Annotated in this window: 13 protein-coding genes; 1 reads left to right on the top strand and 12 read right to left on the bottom strand. The window is 71.6% G+C overall.

What is annotated here, in order from left to right:
* Positions 1-463 precede the first annotated feature (463 nt).
* From ACFQ6N_RS27695 to ACFQ6N_RS27655, 9 genes are all read right to left on the bottom strand, one after another.
* On the bottom strand, positions 464-1987 hold the full coding sequence (locus ACFQ6N_RS27695; protein WP_380654465.1) for a CoA-acylating methylmalonate-semialdehyde dehydrogenase: 1524 nt from the start codon (positions 1985-1987) through the stop codon (positions 464-466).
* A gap of 223 nt (positions 1988-2210) precedes the next feature.
* Entirely contained in the window at positions 2211-3041 is an 831-nt protein-coding gene (locus tag ACFQ6N_RS27690; RefSeq protein ID WP_380654462.1) for a hypothetical protein, read from the bottom strand.
* Positions 3042-3196: 155 nt separating this feature from the next.
* Positions 3197-3631, bottom strand: coding sequence for a hypothetical protein (locus ACFQ6N_RS27685; RefSeq protein WP_380654459.1), 435 nt, complete (start codon positions 3629-3631; stop codon positions 3197-3199).
* A gap of 174 nt (positions 3632-3805) precedes the next feature.
* The gene (locus ACFQ6N_RS27680; protein ID WP_380654456.1) at positions 3806-5200 is read right to left on the bottom strand and encodes an NAD(P)/FAD-dependent oxidoreductase; all 1395 of its coding nucleotides are present in this window, start codon (positions 5198-5200) and stop codon (positions 3806-3808) included.
* Between the two features lie 61 nt (positions 5201-5261).
* The gene (locus tag ACFQ6N_RS27675; protein ID WP_380654453.1) at positions 5262-6065 is read right to left on the bottom strand and encodes an ABC transporter permease; all 804 of its coding nucleotides are present in this window, start codon (positions 6063-6065) and stop codon (positions 5262-5264) included.
* On the bottom strand, positions 6065-7009 hold the full coding sequence (locus ACFQ6N_RS27670; protein WP_380654450.1) for an ABC transporter permease: 945 nt from the start codon (positions 7007-7009) through the stop codon (positions 6065-6067). Before ACFQ6N_RS27670 ends, ACFQ6N_RS27675 begins: the two co-directional genes overlap by 1 nt.
* The gene (locus ACFQ6N_RS27665; protein ID WP_380654447.1) at positions 7006-8148 is read right to left on the bottom strand and encodes an ABC transporter ATP-binding protein; all 1143 of its coding nucleotides are present in this window, start codon (positions 8146-8148) and stop codon (positions 7006-7008) included. The genes ACFQ6N_RS27670 and ACFQ6N_RS27665 overlap by 4 nt, the downstream gene beginning before the upstream one ends.
* 40 nt (positions 8149-8188) lie before the next feature.
* Positions 8189-9439, bottom strand: a complete 1251-nt coding sequence (locus tag ACFQ6N_RS27660) for a spermidine/putrescine ABC transporter substrate-binding protein (protein WP_380654444.1) — start codon at positions 9437-9439, stop codon at positions 8189-8191.
* Between the two features lie 56 nt (positions 9440-9495).
* Positions 9496-11007, bottom strand: coding sequence for a gamma-aminobutyraldehyde dehydrogenase (locus tag ACFQ6N_RS27655; RefSeq protein WP_380654441.1), 1512 nt, complete (start codon positions 11005-11007; stop codon positions 9496-9498).
* A gap of 431 nt (positions 11008-11438) precedes the next feature.
* Here ACFQ6N_RS27655 and ACFQ6N_RS27650 point away from each other — a divergent pair, with 431 nt between their 5' ends.
* Entirely contained in the window at positions 11439-13094 is a 1656-nt protein-coding gene (locus ACFQ6N_RS27650) for a PucR family transcriptional regulator (RefSeq protein WP_380654438.1), read from the top strand.
* 44 nt (positions 13095-13138) lie between these two features.
* Here the strand turns inward: ACFQ6N_RS27650 and ACFQ6N_RS27645 are convergent, their stop codons facing one another.
* The 3 genes from ACFQ6N_RS27645 to ACFQ6N_RS27635 form a co-directional block, all read right to left on the bottom strand.
* The gene (locus ACFQ6N_RS27645; RefSeq protein ID WP_380654435.1) at positions 13139-14341 is read right to left on the bottom strand and encodes a spermidine/putrescine ABC transporter substrate-binding protein; all 1203 of its coding nucleotides are present in this window, start codon (positions 14339-14341) and stop codon (positions 13139-13141) included.
* Between the two features lie 109 nt (positions 14342-14450).
* Positions 14451-15809, bottom strand: a complete 1359-nt coding sequence (locus ACFQ6N_RS27640) for an aspartate aminotransferase family protein (RefSeq protein ID WP_380654433.1) — start codon at positions 15807-15809, stop codon at positions 14451-14453.
* A gap of 262 nt (positions 15810-16071) precedes the next feature.
* Positions 16072-17547, bottom strand: a complete 1476-nt coding sequence (locus ACFQ6N_RS27635) for a gamma-aminobutyraldehyde dehydrogenase (protein ID WP_380654430.1) — start codon at positions 17545-17547, stop codon at positions 16072-16074.
* Positions 17548-17793 lie beyond the last annotated feature (246 nt).

Below are 17793 nucleotides of genomic sequence, written 5' to 3'. Positions count from 1 at the left end.
CGCTGTTGAGTTCTCAAGGAACGGACGCTTCCTTCGGACCGCCTTCCAGCGGACCCTCCGGGCTTCGTTCTTTCGTGTTCCCAGCTTATCAGATGTTCTCCGTGCCGTTTCCGGCGCTTCGTTCGTCCAACTCGCTGGTGTCTTCCGGGGCTTGACGCCCTGTCCGACGTTTCAAACTCTAGCCGATCCCCGCTCCGAAAAGCGAATCGACCGCAATCCGATAAAACGAGCACGCCGAATAAGCCCCCACCGTCACGCAGGAATGCGAAAACGATCGGAACGAACCGGAAGTGGTGTTTCAGGGATTGGCCGCCCCGGGACCGTCCGCGCACAAGCGTGTCCGGTTCTCCCTGTCAGGCAGCTCGAAGAACTGTACGCGTTTCGGCGGGTGGACGCAACCGGCACGCAAGGAGGCCGGCCGGGCCCCGGGGAGAGGGGTCCGGCCGGCCGGTGGCGCCGAGGGTCAGCTGTTGGTGGGGAAGCCCAGGTTGATGCCGCCGTGCGACGGGTCCAGCCAGCGCTGGGTCACCGCCTTGCCCCGGGTGAAGAAGTGCACGCCGTCGGGGCCGTACGCGTGGGCGTCGCCGAACAGGGAGGCCTTCCAGCCGCCGAAGGAGTAGTAGGCGACCGGCACCGGGATCGGCACGTTGATGCCGACCATGCCGACCTCCACCTCGAACTGGAAGCGCCGGGCCGCGCCGCCGTCGTTGGTGAAGAGGGCGGTGCCGTTGCCGTAGGGGTTGGCGTTGATCAGCGCCAGGCCCTCGTCGTAGGAGGCGACCCGCACGACCGAGAGGACCGGGCCGAAGATCTCGTCGTTGTAGACGGACATGCCGGGCTTCACGTGGTCGAACAGGGTCGGGCCGAGCCAGAAGCCGTCGGTGGTCGGGGTTCCGCTCTCGTCCTCGGCCGTGATCGGGTGCTTGCGGCCGTCCACGGCGAGCTCGGCGCCGTCGGCGACACCGGACTCCACGTAGGAGGTGACCTTGTCGCGGTGCTGGCCGGTGACCAGCGGGCCCATCTCGGAGTCGCCGTTGCAGCCGGGGCCGACCTTCAGGGTGGCGATCCGCTGCTTGATCTTCTCGACCAGCTCGTCGCCGATCGGGTCGACCGCGACCAGGACGGACACCGCCATGCAGCGCTCGCCGGCCGCGCCGAACCCGGCGTTGACGGCCGCGTCGGCGGCGAGGTCCAGGTCGGCGTCGGGCAGGACCAGCATGTGGTTCTTGGCGCCGCCCAGGGCCTGCACGCGCTTGCCGTAGCGGGTGCCGGTCTCGTAGACGTAGCGGGCGATCGGGGTGGAGCCGACGAAGCTGACGGACTTGATGTCCGGGTGCTCCAGCAGGCGGTCGACGGCCACCTTGTCGCCGTGCACGACGTTGAAGACGCCGTCCGGCAGGCCCGCTTCCTTCCACAGCCCGGCGAGGAAGTTGGCCGCCGACGGGTCCTTCTCCGAAGGCTTCAGCACGACGGTGTTGCCGGCCGCGATGGCGATCGGGAAGAACCACATCGGCACCATGGCCGGGAAGTTGAACGGCGAGATGATCGCGACCGGGCCGAGCGGCTGGCGGATCGAGTAGACGTCGATGCCGGTGGAGGCCTGCTCGGTGAAGCCGCCCTTGAGCAGCTGCGGGATGCCGCAGGCGTACTCCACGACCTCCAGGCCGCGGGCGATCTCGCCCAGGGCGTCGGAGTGCACCTTGCCGTGCTCCGCCACGATGATCGAGGCCAGCTCGTCGCGGCGGGCGTTCAGCAGCTCGCGGAAGGCGAAGAGCACCGTCGACCGCTTGGCGACCGAGGCGGCCCGCCACTCGGTGAAGGCCGAGGCGGCGGCGGCCACGGCCTGGTCGACCTCGGCGATCCCGGCGAAGTCGACCTGGCCGGCGACCTGGCCGGTGGCCGGGTCGAAGATGTCGCCCCGACGGGGGGCCGCACCGGCAGTGGCGACCGGCGTGCCGCCGATCCAGTGAATGATGTGCTTGCTCAAGGTACGTCTGCCTCCGAAGTCCCGGGCGGCGTCCTGCCACCGGTCCGGCCTGGCGCCGCCCGCGAGGGGGCCGGGCGACGGGAATTCACGGGGCTACCGCTTTCGTCTTCCAGTCTGGTCGCCGCCCCGGCCGGGCTCAACGAACAGGCTGACGGGGATCTCGGATTCAGCCTTACAGGTCGTCCGGTCGTTACTCCGAACGTGTGGCCGCGCCCTGCGGGGCTCAGCTCTCCCCGCCCTCCCGGCCCGGGTCCGTACCCTCCGAACCGGGGTCCGCCGGGAAGGGATCCTCGGCGGACGGCTCCTCCAGGTAGGGGTCGTGCAGCCCGTCCGCCGCCTCCCGGGTCTCCAGCAGGTCCAGCCGGAGGTCCTGCGCCCAGCCCAGCGCCCACCGCTTCAGTCCGCCCACCGCCTCGGCTGGTACGCCCCGGGCGCGGAACCGCCCGTCCGCCGCCTCGGCGAGCGTCTCCAGCCGGTCGGCGAGCCCGGCAGGCTGGAAGTCCGGGTCCAACTCACCGGCCAGTGCCAGCAGTTCGCCCTCCCGGTAGTCGCCGGTGAGGGCGTGGACGTCGATCAGGTCGCGCGGCATGCCGCGGTCCACGAGCAGCGCGGTGGTCAGCGCCGCCGCGTCCTCCAGGGCGACGGCGGGCAGGACCACCGGGGGCTCGTCCGGCCCGGGCGCACCGAGGTCGAGCAGGACCGGCCGGTGGCCCAGCGGCTCCTTCCGCAGCTCGACCGAGTGCGACCGCCCGCCCAGCGCCAGCCGGACGGTGAGCTGCCGCAGCCGCGGCGTGCCCTGCCGCTCGGCCACGCCGCCGCCCGCCGCCCGGTAGGCCTCCGCCAGCGCGTCGGCCACCTCCGGCAGGTCGGCGGTGCCGGTCGCCAGGGTGAGCCCGTCCTGCGCACAGGCCGCGACACCGTGGCCGCGCAGCGCGTGCCCGCCCGCCAGGGCGAGGCCGTACCGCCGGCAGACCGGCGCGGCCAGTGCGGCCAGGCGCAGCTGGGCGGGGCCCGGTCGCAGGGACGCGTCGACGGCGTGCGGGGCGGTGGTCACGCCTCCAGTCTGACGCGACCGCCCCCCACGCGCGCCACGCGAGGCCGTTCACCCCCGACCCGCCCCGACCCGCCCCCGACGCACATCCGACCCGACCGTGCCCCGTCCACGACCCATCCGCAGCCCGACCCCGGCTCACGTCCGGCTCGCCCGGCTCACCCCCCGCCGAGCCCCGCCGCCGCCTCGTGCAGGGCGAGCTCCAGCAGCACCGGGTCGTTCAGCCGCCCGGAGCCGTCCGGCGGGACGAGCCAGCGCACCCCCCGGCTGCTGCGACCGGGGTGCGGGACGACGATCCAGGTGCCCTCCCCCGCGCCGCGCACGCCCGTGCCGATCCAGCGGGCGGCGGTGCCGACCGGCACCAGGAAGCTGACGCGCTCCTCGCCGAAGTCGGTGAGGACCGGGCCGCAGGAGCCGCCGCCGTCCAGGATGTCCAGGGCCGGGTGCCCGAGCCGTCCGGGGACGGAGAGGACGTCCCAGCGGCGGCCCGCGGGCAGCAGCATCAGGCCCAGCCCGGTGCGCTCCCATTGCTCCCGGAAGGACTCCGGGTCCGGTGCCACCTGGGCGAGCCAGTGCAGTCCGGTGCTCTCCATGTCTGTCCCCGCTTCTTGCCGTTCGTACTGTTCGGTACGGCGGGGAAAGACCGAGACCCGCCGTCACCAAGGAGAGGCGAACGGCGGGTCCCTCTTACACGGGTCCCGGTGGAAGGTCCCCGGGGGAACCGACTGCCCGGGGCATCGACTGCCCGGCGGGCCGGCTGCCCGGGGTCAGCTGTCGAAGCCCAGCCCGAGGCGGTCGAGCGTGCGCAGCCAGAGGTTGCGGTGGCCGCCTGTGCGGTCGGCGCGCTCCAGCGAGCGGGTGGTGATCTCGATCCCGGCCCAGCGCACCGGCTCGGGCGGGAACGGCAGCGGCTTGCTGCGGACCATCTCCAGCGAGGTGCGCTCGGTGCGCTCGCCGGCGAGGAGGTCGAGCATCACCTCGGCGCCGAAGCGGGTCGCGCCGACGCCGAGCCCGGTGTAGCCGACCGCGTACGCGACCTTGCCCCGGTACCCGGTGTCGAAGAACGCCGAGAACCGGCTGCAGGTGTCGATCGCGCCGCCCCAGGCGTTGGTGAAGCGCAGGCCCTCCAGCTGCGGGAAGCAGCGGAAGAAGTGCTCCGACAGGGTGCGGAAGGTCTCCGGCCGCTGGTCGTACTCGTGCCGGACGTGGCCTCCGTAGTGGTAGACCGCGTCGTAGCCGCCCCAGAGGATCCGGTTGTCGGCGGAGAGCCGGAAGTAGTGGAACTTGTTGGCGCTGTCGCCGAGCCCCTGCCGTCCCCGCCAGCCGATCGAGGCGAGCTGCTCCTCGGTGAGCGGCTCGGTCATCAGCGCGTAGTCGTAGACCGGCACGATGTACGGGCGGACCCGCTTGAGCAGCGACGGGAACACGTTGGTGCCGAGCGCGACCCGGCGGGCGAAGACCCGGCCGTACGGGGTGCGCACGGACATGCCGCTGCCGTACTCCCGCAGGTCGGTGGCCCGGGTGTGCTCGTGGATCCGCACGCCCTGGCTCAGGCAGGCGTCCTTGAGGCCCCAGGCGAGCTTGGCGGGGTGGACCATGGCCACGCCCTCCTTGTCCCAGAGGCCGCCGAGGAAGGTCGGCGAGTTCACCTCGGCACGCACCTGGTCGGCGTCCAGGACGGTGATGTCGAGGCCGTAGCGGGCGATCGCCTCGGCGACCTCGTGCAGCTCCTCGACCTGGTGGGGCTGGGTGGCGACGTCGATCTCGCCGGTGCGCTCCCACTCGGCGTCGATGCCGTAGCGCTTGAGGGTGGCCTCGATGCCGTCGAGGTTGGCGGCACCGAGGCTCTCCAGCCGGGCGAGTTCGGACGGCCAGCGCTCCAGGCCGTTGCCGAAGCCGTGGGTGAGGCTGGCCGCGCAGAACCCGCCGTTGCGCCCGGACGCGGCCCACCCGACCTCGTTGCCCTCGACCAGCACGACGTCCAGCGAGGGGTCGCGTTCCTTGGCGATGAGGGCGGTCCACAGGCCGGAGTAGCCGCCGCCGACGACCAGCAGGTCGCAGGTGGTGTCGCCGACCAGGGCGGGCTGCGCCGCCGGCCGGCCGGGATCCTCCAGCCAGAAGGGGGTGGGCCTGGCGTCACTGAGCGCGCGGGCGGAGTCCATGCATTATCAGCCACTTTCTACGGATAGGTGATGTGACGAGCCACCGCTGACCGACCGTACGTCAGGCGGCGGCCTTCCTGCGGTTGCCGAGCCACTGGCCGACGACGGTCAGCGCGACGGCGGCGAGGAACATCGCGGTGCCGATGACGTTCACCTGCACCGGGATGCCGCGCTGCGAGGCGCCCCAGACGAACATCGGGAAGGTGACCGTGGTCGGGCCCGAGTTGAACTGGGTGATGATGAAGTCGTCGAAGGAGAGCGCGAAGCTGAGCAGCGCGCCCGCCGCGATGCCGGGTGCCGCCAGCGGCAGCGTGACCCGGAGGAAGGTCTGGACGGGGGTCGCGTAGAGGTCCTGCGCGGCCTGTTCGAGCCTCGGGTCCATGCTCATCACCCGCGCCTTGACCGCCGTCACCACGAAGCTGAGGCAGAACATGATGTGCGCGATGAGGATGGTGGTGAAGCCGAACGGGATGCGCATGTTGAGGAAGAGCGTCCCGAGCGAGGCGGCCATGACCACCTCGGGCATGGCCATCGGCAAGAAGATCATCGCGGTGGTGGCCGAGCGCCCGCGGAAGCGGTAGCGGGCCAGGGCGAAGGCGACCATGGTGCCGAGGACGGTGGCGCCGATGGTGGCGAGCACCGCGATCTGCAGGCTGAGCGAGAGCGACTGGCACATGTCGGCCACGCCGCAGGGGTTGGTCCAGGCGTCGGTGGAGAACTCGTTCCACTCGTAGTTGAACTTGCCCACCGGCTTGTTGAACGAGAAGGCGAGCACGACCAGGTTGGGGAGCACCAGGTAGGCGAGTGCCAGCACGCCGGCCAGCACCACCAGGTGGGCGCGGACCCACTTCAGGATTCGGGACATCAGACCAGATCCTCCGTCCCGGCCTTGCGCATGTAGACCGTCACCATGCCCAGGATCAGGGCCATCAGGATGAAGCTCAGCGCTGCCGCCGTGGGGTAGTCGAGCACGTTCAGGAACTGCTTCTGGATGCCGTTGCCGACCATCTGCTCGCTCGGCGAGCCCAGCAGCTGGGCGTTGATGTAGTCGCCGGAGGCCGGGATGAAGGTCAGCAGGGTACCCGCGACCACGCCCGGCAGCGAGATCGGGAAGGTGACCTTGCGGAAGGTGGTGAACGGCCGGGCGTAGAGGTCGCCGGCCGCCTCGTGCAGGCGCGGGTCGATCCGCTCCAGCGAGGTGTACAGCGGAAGGATCATGAACGGCAGGAAGTTGTAGGTCAGACCGCAGACCACCGCGAGCGGCGTCGCGAGCACCCGGTCGCCGGAGGTGAGGCCGACCAGGTTGGTGAGGTCCAGGACGTGCAGCGCGTTGAGCGCGCCGACCACCGGGCCGCCGTCGGACAGGATGGTCTTCCAGGCCAGCGTGCGGATCAGGAAGCTGGTGAAGAACGGCGCGATGACCAGGATCAGGATGACGTTGCGCCAGCGCTTGCTCGCCTTGAAGGCGATCGTGTACGCGAGCGGGTAGCCGACGGCCAGGCAGAGCGCGGTGGCGACGGCGGCGTAGGAGAACGAGCGGACGAAGTGCCACTTGTACTCGACCAGCGCGTCCCAGTAGGTCGAGAGGTGCCAGGTGACCTTGAAGCCGGCTTCGAGCGAGCCGGTCTGCAGCGAGGTGGACGCCTGGTAGACCATCGGGACCGCGAAGAACACGACCAGCCAGGCGATGCCGGGCAGCAGCAGCCAGTACGGGGTGAGCTTGCGCCGGGGCTTGGGCCCGTCCTTCGCGAGGGGGCCGCCGTCGGGGGGTATCGCCTGCGCCGGAGCGGCCGGGGTGGTGGCGGTCATGCGGCCTCCTCCCCGGTGCCCGCGTCGATCGCCTGCGAGGCGTCCAGGGCGAAGGCGTGCGCCGGGTTCCAGTGCAGCAGGACGGCGGCACCGGGGACGACCCGGGCGTCGCGCTCCATGTTCTGCTCGAAGACGGTGACCTCCTGGCCGCCGTCGGTGCGCACCACGTACTGGGTGGAGACGCCGATGAAGCTGGAGTCGAGCACCGTGCCGGCCAGCTTGTTGCGGCCGTCCGCGACCGCCTCGGAGGCGTGCGTGATGGTGATCTTCTCCGGGCGCACGCCGAGGTGCACGCGCTTGGCCCCGGTGGCGCAGCGCGCCTTCGGCACGGTGAGGCGGGCGCCGGCCGCGCTCAGCAGCAGGTCGCCGCCCTCGCTGCCGGTGACCTCGGCGGACAGCAGGTTGGACTGGCCGAGGAAGTTGGCCACGAAGGTGGTGGCGGGGTTCTCGTACAGCTCGGCGGGCGCGCCCAGCTGCTCGACCCGGCCGCCGTTCATCACCGCGATGGTGTCGGCCATCGTCATGGCCTCCTCCTGGTCGTGGGTGACGTGCACGAAGGTGATGCCGACCTCGGTCTGGATCCGCTTGAGCTCCAGCTGCATCTGGCGGCGGAGCTTGAGGTCGAGCGCGCCGAGCGGCTCGTCCAGGAGCAGCACCTGCGGGTGGTTGATCAGCGCGCGGGCGACGGCGACGCGCTGCTGCTGGCCGCCGGAGAGCTGGTGCGGCTTGCGCCGGGCGTACTGGCCGAGTTCGACCAGTTCCAGCATGTCCTCGACCTGCTTCCTGACGTCCTTCCGGCCGCGCCGGCGCAGGCCGAAGGCGACGTTCTCGAAGATGTCCAGGTGCGGGAAGAGGGCGTAACTCTGGAAGACGGTGTTCACCGGCCGCTTGTACGGGGGCAGGGCGGTGACGTCCTGGCCGCCGATCAGCACGGTTCCGCTGGTGGGCTCCTCCAGGCCGGCGATCATGCGCAGGGTGGTGGTCTTGCCGCAGCCGGAGGCGCCGAGCAGGGCGAAGAAGGAGCCCTGGGGGACGGTCAGGTCGAGCGGGTGGACGGCGGTGAAGGAGCCGTAGGTCTTGCCGATGCCGGTGAGCCGGACGTCGCCGCCGACGGCCGCGTCGCGCTGCTGGTCTGTCATGGGGTGGGTGTCTTCCTGGGTTCGCTGCCGGGAGTGGGGGTCAGGCGCCGATGAGCTTGGAGAACTTCTGCTCGAAGTCGCTCTCCTCGGTCTCGGTGAGGGTGCGGAACACGTGCGCCTTGGCCGCCATCTCGGGGGTGGGTACGACCAGCGGGTTGGCCGCGCTGTCCGGGGCGAGGGTGGCGAGCTCGTCCTTCATCCCGGTGACGGCGGAGACGAAGCCGATGCCCGCGACCAGCTGCGCCGCGATCTTCGGCTGATAGTAGAAGTCGATCAGCTTCTCGGCGTTCGTCTTGTGCTGCGCCTTCGCCGGGACCAGCAGGTTGTCGGTGGAGGAGATGAAGCCCTTCTCCGGGATGACGAACTCGATGTCCGGGTTGTCGGCGCGCAACTGGATCAGGTCCCCGCCCCAGGCGATGCAGGCCGCGATGTCGCCGGAGGACAGCTCCTGGCCGTAGTCGTTGCCGGTGAAGCGGCGGATCTGCTTGCTGTCGACGGCCTTCTGCAGCCGGGCGACCGCGCCGTCGAAGTCGTCGGCGGTGAACTTCGCGGTGTCCTTGCCCTGGTCCAGCAGGACCATCCCGATGCTGTCGCGCATCTCGGAGAGGAAGGTGACCCGGCCCTTCAGCTCGGGGTCGTCCAGCAGCTGCGAGACGCTGGTGACCTCCTTGCCCTTGGTCGCCTTCCGGTTGTAGGCGACCACGGTCTGGATGCCGGCCCACGGGTAGGAGTAGAGCCGCCCCGGGTCCCAGTCGGGGGCGCGGAAGCGCGGCTCGACATTGGTGATCGCGGTGGTGACGTTCGCCGGGTTGAGCTTCTGGACCCAGCCGAGCCGGATCAGCCGGGCGGCCATCCAGTCGGTGAGCACCACCAGGTCGCGGCCGGTGTCCTGGCCGGAGGCGAGCTGCGGCTTGATCTTGCCGAAGAACTCGACGTTGTCGTTGACGTCCTCGGTGTACCTGACCTTGATCCCGGTGGCCTGGGTGAAGGCCTCCAGGGTGCCGTGCTTCTCCTTGTCCTTCTCGTCGGTGTCCACGTAGAGCGGCCAGTTGGAGAAGGCGACCTCCTTCTGCGTGTCCGAGAGGTCCTTGGCGGCGTTCGCGGTCGAGTCGCCGGTCGCCCGGGGAGCCGCCGGGATCCCGCAGGCGGCGAGGGTGCCCGCTCCGGCGGTCAGGGCGGCGGCGCGCAGCAGGGCGCGGCGGCCGAGCGCGGCCCGGCCGCTGGTCAGACTGCGCTCCCAGGCCCTGCGGACCGGTTCGGGCAGACCGTCGGTGAGCTCGTTGAACGCCATGGAACGGGCCTCCTGGGGAGATGAAGGGGCGTGGGGGAAGCGCCCTCGTCCGGGGGTTATCTGTCTCCGAAGACGGTGCGGTGCCAGTCCTTGCGGGCCACCGCGGTGGTGTCGAACATGACGTGCTTGACCTGGGTGTACTCGTCCAGCGAGTACTGGGACATGTCCTTGCCGTAGCCGGACGCCTTGTAGCCGCCGTGCGGCATCTCGCTGATGATCGGGATGTGGTCGTTGACCCAGACGCACCCGGCCGCCAGCTCCCGGGTGGCGCGCAGCGAGCGGTGCACGTTGCTCGTCCAAGCGGAGGCGGCCAGGCCGTACGGGGTGTCGTTGGCCAGCCGCAGGCCCTCGTCGTCGCCGTCGAAGGGCAGCACGACCAGCACCGGGCCGAAGATCTCGCCCTGGACGACCTCGCTGTCCTGGGCCGCGCCGGTGACCAGGGTCGGCGGGTAGTACGCGCCGCGGGTGAGGTCGTGGCCGTCGTGGCCGGTCGTGGGCACCCGGCCGCCGGTGACCACGGTGGCGTACGAGCGGGCGCGCTCCACGAAACCGGCCACCCGGTCCCGGTGGGCGTAGGAGACCAACGGGCCGAGGTCGGTGTACGGGTTCAGCGGGTCGCCGATCCGGATCGCCGCGTACAGCTCGGCCACCCCGGCCACGAAGGCGTCGTACAGCGGGCGCTGGACGTAGGCGCGGGTGGCGGCGGTGCAGTCCTGGCCGCCGTTGATCAGCGAGGCGGCGACGGCTCCGTGCACGGCGGCGTCCAGGTCGGCGTCGTCGAAGACCACGAAGGGGGCCTTGCCGCCGAGCTCCAGGTGGGTGCGCTTGACGCCCGCGGTGGCGATCTCGGCGACCCGCCGGCCGACCGCGGTGGAGCCGGTGAAGGAGACCATCGCGACGCCCGGGTGCCCGACCAGGTGCTCGCCGGCGGTGCGCCCGGCGCCGGTGACCACGTTGACCACGCCGTCCGGGATGCCCGCCTCGGTACAGGCCGCGGCGAACATCAGCGAGGTCAGCGGGGTCAGCTCGGCCGGCTTGAGCACGATGGTGTTGCCCGCCGCGATCGCCGGGAGGATCTTCCAGGCGGCCATCTGCAGCGGGTAGTTCCACGGCGAGATCGAGCCGACCACGCCGATCGCCTCGCGCCGCACGTACGAGGTGTGGTCGCCGGAGTACTCGCCGGCCGCCTTGCCCTCCAGGTTGCGGGCGGCGCCGGCGAAGAACGCGGCGTTGTCGACCGTGCCGGGGACGTCGAACTCGGTGGCCAGCTTGACCGGCTTCCCGGTCTGCGCGGTCTCCACCCGGGCGAGGTCGTCGGCGGCCCCGGCCAGCACCGCGGCCAGCCGGGTCAGCGCCTCGGAACGGGCGCCCGGGGTGGCCGAGGACCAGCCGGGCAGGGCGGCCTTCGCGGCGGCGACGGCCGCGTCGACGTCCCCGGTGCCGGCCAGGGCGACCTGCTCGACCACGCTGCCGTCGGCGGGGTTGACGACCTGGAAGGGCTCGCCGCTCCCCCGGGTCCGGCGGCCGGCGATGTACTGCGCGCCCGCGCCGAAGTCGGTCAGGTCCATCTGGTTCCTCCAAGTGCCGGTGGTACGACCGGGCGGCGGAGCGCCGTCTCCGCAGGTGGGGGTCTGCGGGGCGCGGGACGCCGTCCTGTCGATCATCGGGGTTGCGCGATCCTGGCAGTCCGGCTCGCTCCGGACAAGGGATTCCACGGTTGCGTTCTGGTCAACGCGACGGATTCCGCTGTGGGGTCGGTTTTTCGCCACAGCCGACCCGCTGACCATGCCCGGTGCGGCCCGGGCGTGACAAGGGTCACTGCGGCAATCTCGATACGAAGCGCCTTACAGGGTGCAAGGGTCCCGGCAGGGCGACAGGTCGTCGTGGGGATGGATGATTCACCTGACACTCTGACCGGCAGGCACCACGCACCACCCCCATCACCACCCCGACACCCCCCGATCCCCCACTCTGGCCCCCACGGCCACGGAGGCCCGCGATGCTCCCCACCGTCGCCCGCGTACTCGACCTGGAGGTGATGCGGCGCGGCCTGCCCCAGGTCGTGGCCGGCGCCGACCGCCTGGAGCGGCCGGTCCGCTGGGTCCACGTCAGCGAACTGCCCGACGTCGCCGGGATGCTCCGGGGCGGCGAACTGGTGCTCACCACCGGCATCGCGCTGCCCGAGGACCGCGAGGGCCTGGCCCGCTACGTCCACGAGCTGGACGACGTCGGGGTGGCCGGCCTGGTCGTCGAGTTCGGGCGGCGCTACTTCGACGCGCTCCCCCGCGCCCTGGTCAACGCCGCCGAGCAGCGCGGGCTGCCGCTGATCACGCTCCGCCGCGAGCTGCGCTTCGTCGCCGTCACCGAGGCCGTGCACGCGCTGGTCGTCAACGCCCAGCTGGAGCAGCTGCGCGTCTCCGAGTCCGTCCACCAGGTGTTCAACGAGCTGGTGGTGGAGGGCGCCGAACCGCCCGAGGTGATCCGGCAGGTGGCCCGGATGGCGGGCGCCCCGGTCGTCCTGGAGAACCTGGCCCACCAGGTGCTCGCCCACGACACCGCCGGGCGTCCGGAGGCCGAGGTGCTGGAGGACTGGGAGCGCCGCTCGCGCGGGGTCCGTCCGGCCGGCCGCACCGGCCACGACCCGCGCAGCGGCTGGCTGGTCACCACCGTCGGCGCCCGCGGCCAGGACTGGGGGCGGCTGGTGCTGGTCCAGGAGCCCGGCCCGCTGCCCGAGGGCGAGGCACACCCGCACACCATGCTGCTGGAGCGCGGCGCGTCCGCGCTGGCGCTCAACCGGCTGGTGGTGCGCGACCGGGAGAGCCTGGAGCGGCAGACCCACCGCACCCTGCTGTCCGGCATCCTCACCCACGCGCTGACCGTCTCCGAGGCGGCGCTGCGCGCCCAGGCGCTGGGCGTCCCGCTGGAGGGCCGGCGACTGGTCGGCGTGGTGCTGCGGCAGCGGCGCGGGCCGATCCCGGCCGCGCTGGAGGCACAGGCCCGGCTGCGCGACTTCACCGAACTGGCCGCGAGCGCGGTCCGGGCCAGCCGGCTCTCCGCCCTGGTCGGCTCACTGGACGACGAGGCCGTCGGCCTGCTGATCTCACTCGGCGCCCAGCAGGAGGAGCACGCCTCGCTGGACGCCTTCTCCGCCACCCTGCGCCGGATGTCCGCCGAGGCCGGCCGGGAGGGCGCCGACCCGGCGGGCCCGGTGGTCGCGGTCGGATCCTCGGTCGGCTCGGTCCGCGACGCCCGGCGCACCCTGCTGGAGGCCACCCAGGTCGCCGACGCCGCCCTGCACGACGCGCCCGGCGGCGGCCGCACCTCCTCCTACTACCGGCTGCCGGACGTCCGGCTGCGCGGCCTGCTCCACCTGCTGCGCGACGACGCCCGGCTGCAGACCTACGTGGAGCGGGAGCTGGGCCCGCTGCTGGCCCACGACGCCGAGCACAACGGCCAGTTGGTGCAGATGCTGCGGATCTACCTGGAGCAGGGCCGGAACAAGTCGGCCGCCGCGGACGCCGCGCACCTGTCCCGGCCGTCCTTCTACGACCGGCTGCACAAGGTCGAACGGATCCTCGGCGTCGACCTCGACCAGGTCGAGTCCTGCCTCTCCCTGCACGTGGCGCTGCTCGCCCTGGACGCCGTCCGCCGCTGAAACCCGGGCCCGGGGCCGGCCGGGGCGCCGGCCCCGGGGGCGCGTCACACCCCGGTGATGCGCCCCCAGACCTTGTGCAGCCGGGGCCGCTCCTCCGAGGTGACGTCGCGCATGGTGCGCAGCCGGGCGCGCATCTCCTCGGTCGGGAAGACCAGCGGGTTCTCGGCGAGTTCGGCCTTCTCCTTGTCCCCACTGGCCGCCAGCACCTCGCGGGCGGCCGGCACCGGGCAGATGTACTGGACGAAGGCGGCCAGTTCGGCGGCCACCTCGGGCCGGTAGTAGTAGTCGATCAGCAGCTCGGCGTTGCGCTTGTGGACGGCCCGGTTGGGGATCATCAGGCTCTCCGCCCACAGCTCGCCGCCCTCCTCCGGCACCACGAACTCGATGTCCGGGTTCTCGGCGGTGAGTTGGACCGCGTCGCCGGAGTAGGCCTGGCAGGCGAGCGCGGCGCCGGAGGCGAGGTCGCTGGTGTAGTCGTTGCCGGTGAAGCGGCGGACGTGGCCGGTGTCGACCATCTTCTGCACCAGGTCCATCGCCTTGTCCGCGTCGTCGTCGCCGAACGTCGCGACATCCGCGCCCTGGGAGAGCATCAGCAGCCCGAGCGCCTCGTCCAGTCCGGCGAACAGCGTGACCCGGCCCTTGAGATCCGGCGCCCACAGGTCGGCGGTGGACCTGATCTCCCGGCCGAGCGCCTTGCGGTTGTACGCGATGCCGGTGATCCCGGACTGCCACGGCACGCTGCGCCGGCGCCCGGGGTCGAAGGCCGGGTCGGCGAGCTGCGGGTCCAGATTGGCGGTGACGTTGGGCTGGCCGGCCCGGTCCATGGCCTGCACCCAGCCCAGCGAGACGTACCGCCCGGCCATCCAGTCGCTGACCACCATCAGGTCCCGGCCGGGGTCGGCGCCCTGGGTGAGCACCGGGCTGATCTTGCCGAAGAACTCGTCGTTGTCGTTGATGTCCTCGGTGTAGGCGACCTCGATCCCGGTCTCCCGGACGAAGGCGTCCAGCGTCGGGCGCCCGCCCTTGTCGTCGGTGTCGATGTACTGCGTCCAGTTGGAGAAGGCGAGCCGCCGGTCGCTCTCCGAGCGGTCCGGCACCGAGCGGCGGTCCTCGGCGACGTACGCGGACGGGATCCCGCAGCCGGTCAGCGTGCCGGCGCCGAGCAGCGCGGCCCCACCGAGCACGGAACGCCGGCGGATCGCCGGGGAGTCGGACGGACGGCGGGTCAGGGTGGAGCTGCTGCGCATGGGGGAGCCTTCCGGAACGTGGGACGGCCCCGGGCGCGCACGGGCCCGTCGTCGCCACCCGCGAGGGGTTCGACGACGGGCCCCGCCCGGGGCCGTCCTGGGAGGTACGTCAGACGGTGTGCGCGTCGGTGAGCGACAGCACCTCGTCCAGCACCGCGAGGCCGCTCTTGGCCTCCTCCTCGGTGACGGTGCACGGCGGGACGACGTGGAAGCGGTTCATGTTGACGAACGGCCAGAGGCCGCGCTGCTTGCAGGCCGCGGCCAGCTCGGCCATCGGCGCGTTGGCGGCGCCGGCCGCGTTGTACGGCACCAGCGGCTCGCGGGTCTCCCGGTCCTTCACCAGGTCGAGCGCCCAGAACACGCCGAGGCCGCGGACCTCGCCGACCGACGGGTGACGCTCGGCCAGCTCGCGCAGGCCGGGGCCGAGGACGGTCTCGCCGATGTGCTTCGCGTTCTCGACGATGCCCTCCTCCGCCATGGTGTTGATGGTCGCCACCGCGGAGGCGCAGGCCAGCGGGTGGCCGGAGTAGGTGAGCCCGCCGGGGAACGCCCGCTCGGCGAAGGTGGCCGCGATCTCGGCGCTGATCGCCACGCCGCCCAGCGGCACGTAGCCGGAGTTGACGCCCTTGGCGAAGGTGAGCAGGTCCGGGGTGACGCCCCAGTGGTCGGCGGCGAACCACTCGCCGGTGCGGCCGAAGCCGGCCATCACCTCGTCCAGGATGAACACGATGCCGTGCCGGTCGCAGATCTCCCGGACCCCGGCCAGGTAGCCCGGCGGCGGGACCAGGATGCCGGCGGTGCCGACCACGGTCTCCAGGATGACCGCCGCGACGGTGCCCGGGCCCTCGAACGCGATCAGCTCCTCCAGGTGCCGCAGCGCGCGCTCGCACTCCTGCGCCTCGTTCTCGGCGTGGAAGTTGGAGCGGTAGGCGTAGGGGCCCCAGAAGTGCACGACGCCGGAGACGCCGGTCTCGTTGGCCCAGCGCCGCGGGTCACCGGTGAGGGCGATCGCGTTGGCGGTGGCGCCGTGGTACGAGCGGTAGGTGGCCAGGACCTTCTGCCGGCCGGTGTGCAGCCGGGCCAGCCGGATGGCGTTCTCGTTGGCCTCGGCGCCGCCGTTGGTGAAGAAGATCTTGTCCAGGTCGCCGGGGGTGCGCTCGGCGATCAGCCGGGCGGCCTCGCTGCGCGCCTCGACCGCGAAGCCGGGGGCGATGGTGCAGAGCTTCGCCGCCTGCTCCTGGATCGCGGCGACCACCTTCGGGTGCTGGTGGCCGATGTTGGTGTTGACCAGCTGCGACGAGAAGTCGAGGTAGCGGTTGCCGTCGTAGTCCCAGAAGTACGAGCCCTCGGCGCCGGCCACCGCGAGGGGGTCGATCAGCGCCTGGGCGGACCACGAGTGGAAGACGTGCGCGCGGTCGGCGGCCTTGACGGCCTTCCCGGCGGCCGGGTCAGCGGTGGGGATGCTCATGCCGGTAAGGCTAGGGCGGACCGCCCCCGAAGTGCAGTTCCATCCTGTCAGCCGGTCACCCGATCCGTCGACAGGATGCAAAGACACAGGGCCCGGGTCGAAAAGACCCGGGCCCATGGTCGGTTCGTACGACCGACGTCCTGCATCAGATCGCGGTCATCCAGCGCCCGACGGTCCTGACCCGCTAGATCGCGGTCATACTGCGCAGAACGGTCCCGACCCGCCAGATCGCGGTCATACTGCGCCCGACGGTCCCGACCCGCTAGATCGCGGTCATCACGTGCTTCACGCGGGTGTAGTCCTCGAACCCGTACGACGACAGGTCCTTGCCGTAGCCGGACTTCTTGAAGCCGCCGTGCGGCATCTCGGCGACCAGCGGGATGTGGGTGTTGATCCAGACGCAGCCGAAGTCCAGGCGGCGCGACATCCGCATGGCGCGCGCGTGGTCCTTGGTCCACACCGAGGAGGCCAGCGCGAACTCGACGCCGTTGGCGTACTCGACGGCCTGGTCCTCGTCGGTGAACTTCTGCACGGTGATGACCGGGCCGAAGACCTCGTTCTGGATGATCTCGTCGTCCTGGTTCAGGCCGGAGACGACGGTCGGGGCGTAGAAGTAGCCCTTGTCGCCGACCCGGTGGCCACCGGCCTCGACCTTGGCGTGGGCGGGCAGCCGCTCGATGAAGCCGGCGACCTGCTTCAGCTGGTTGGCGTTGTTCAGCGGGCCGTACAGCACGTCCTCGTCGTCCACGCCGCCGGTCTTGGTCTCGGCCGCGGCCTTGGCCAGCGCCTCGACGAAGGCGTCGTGGATCGACTCGTGCACCAGCACGCGGGTGGCGGCGGTACAGTCCTGGCCCGCGTTGAAGTAGCCCGCCACCGAGATGCCCTCGACGGCCTCGGCGATGTCGGCGTCCTCGAAGACCACGACCGGGGCCTTGCCGCCCAGCTCCAGGTGGACGCGCTTGACGTCCTTGGAGGCCGACTCGGCGACCTGGATGCCTGCCCGGACCGAGCCGGTGATGGAGGCCATCGCCGGGGTCCGGTGCTCGACCATCAGCTTGCCGGTCTCGCGGTCGCCGCAGATGACGTTGAAGACGCCGGCCGGCAGCTCCAGGTCCTTGAGGATGCCGCCGATGATCTCGGCCAGCAGCACGGTGGAGGCCGGGGTGGTGTCCGAGGGCTTCAGGACCACGGCGTTGCCCGCGGCGATGGCCGGGGCGAACTTCCAGACGGCCATCATCATCGGGTAGTTCCACGGCGCGACCTGGGCGCAGACGCCGACCGGCTCGCGGCGGACGATCGAGGTCATCCCGTCCATGTACTCACCGGCGGCCTTGCCCTCCAGCAGGCGGGCGGCACCGGCGAAGAAGCGGATCTGGTCCACCATCGGGCCGATCTCCTCGGAGAGGGTCAGTCCGCGGGGCTTGCCGGTGTTGCGCACCTCGGCGTCGACGATCTCGTCGGCCCGGGCCTCCACCGCGTCGGCGATCTTCAGCAGCAGCTTCTGCCGGGTGCTCGGGGTGGAGTCGCGCCAGATCGGGAAAGCGGCGGCAGCGGAGGCCATGGCGGCGTCCACGTCCGCGGCACCGGACAGCGGCGACGTCGCGTACACCTCGCCGGTGGTCGGGTCGACGATGTCGAGCGTGCGGCCGTCTGCCGCGTCGACGAACTCACCGTTGATGTAGTTGCGCAGCGTGCGAAGGTCGCTCACGGATCTCTCCTCGGTCTGGGCCTGCGGCATTGCAGATTCCGGCGCCATGGTACGTCGGCGGATCCGACGTACGAAGGGTGCCGAGCGGCCGTACCCGAAACGGCACGGTCCACTGGTGGCGGTACGCACAGCGCCTCGCGGGGCCGCGCGCGTACCGTGCCAGGGTAGCCGGATGACTGCCGGTATCGACAGGCCGCGTCCGCGTAGGCAATGAAATCCGCATGCGTTTTCCAAGATCACGACGAAATCAGCAGTTTCCACGCTTGCGAACACGCG

The organism is Kitasatospora sp. NPDC056446 (assembly GCF_042796115.1).
In the GTDB taxonomy this organism is placed as follows: Bacteria; Actinomycetota; Actinomycetes; order Streptomycetales; family Streptomycetaceae; genus Kitasatospora.
This window is presented reverse-complemented; position numbering and strand designations above follow the sequence as displayed.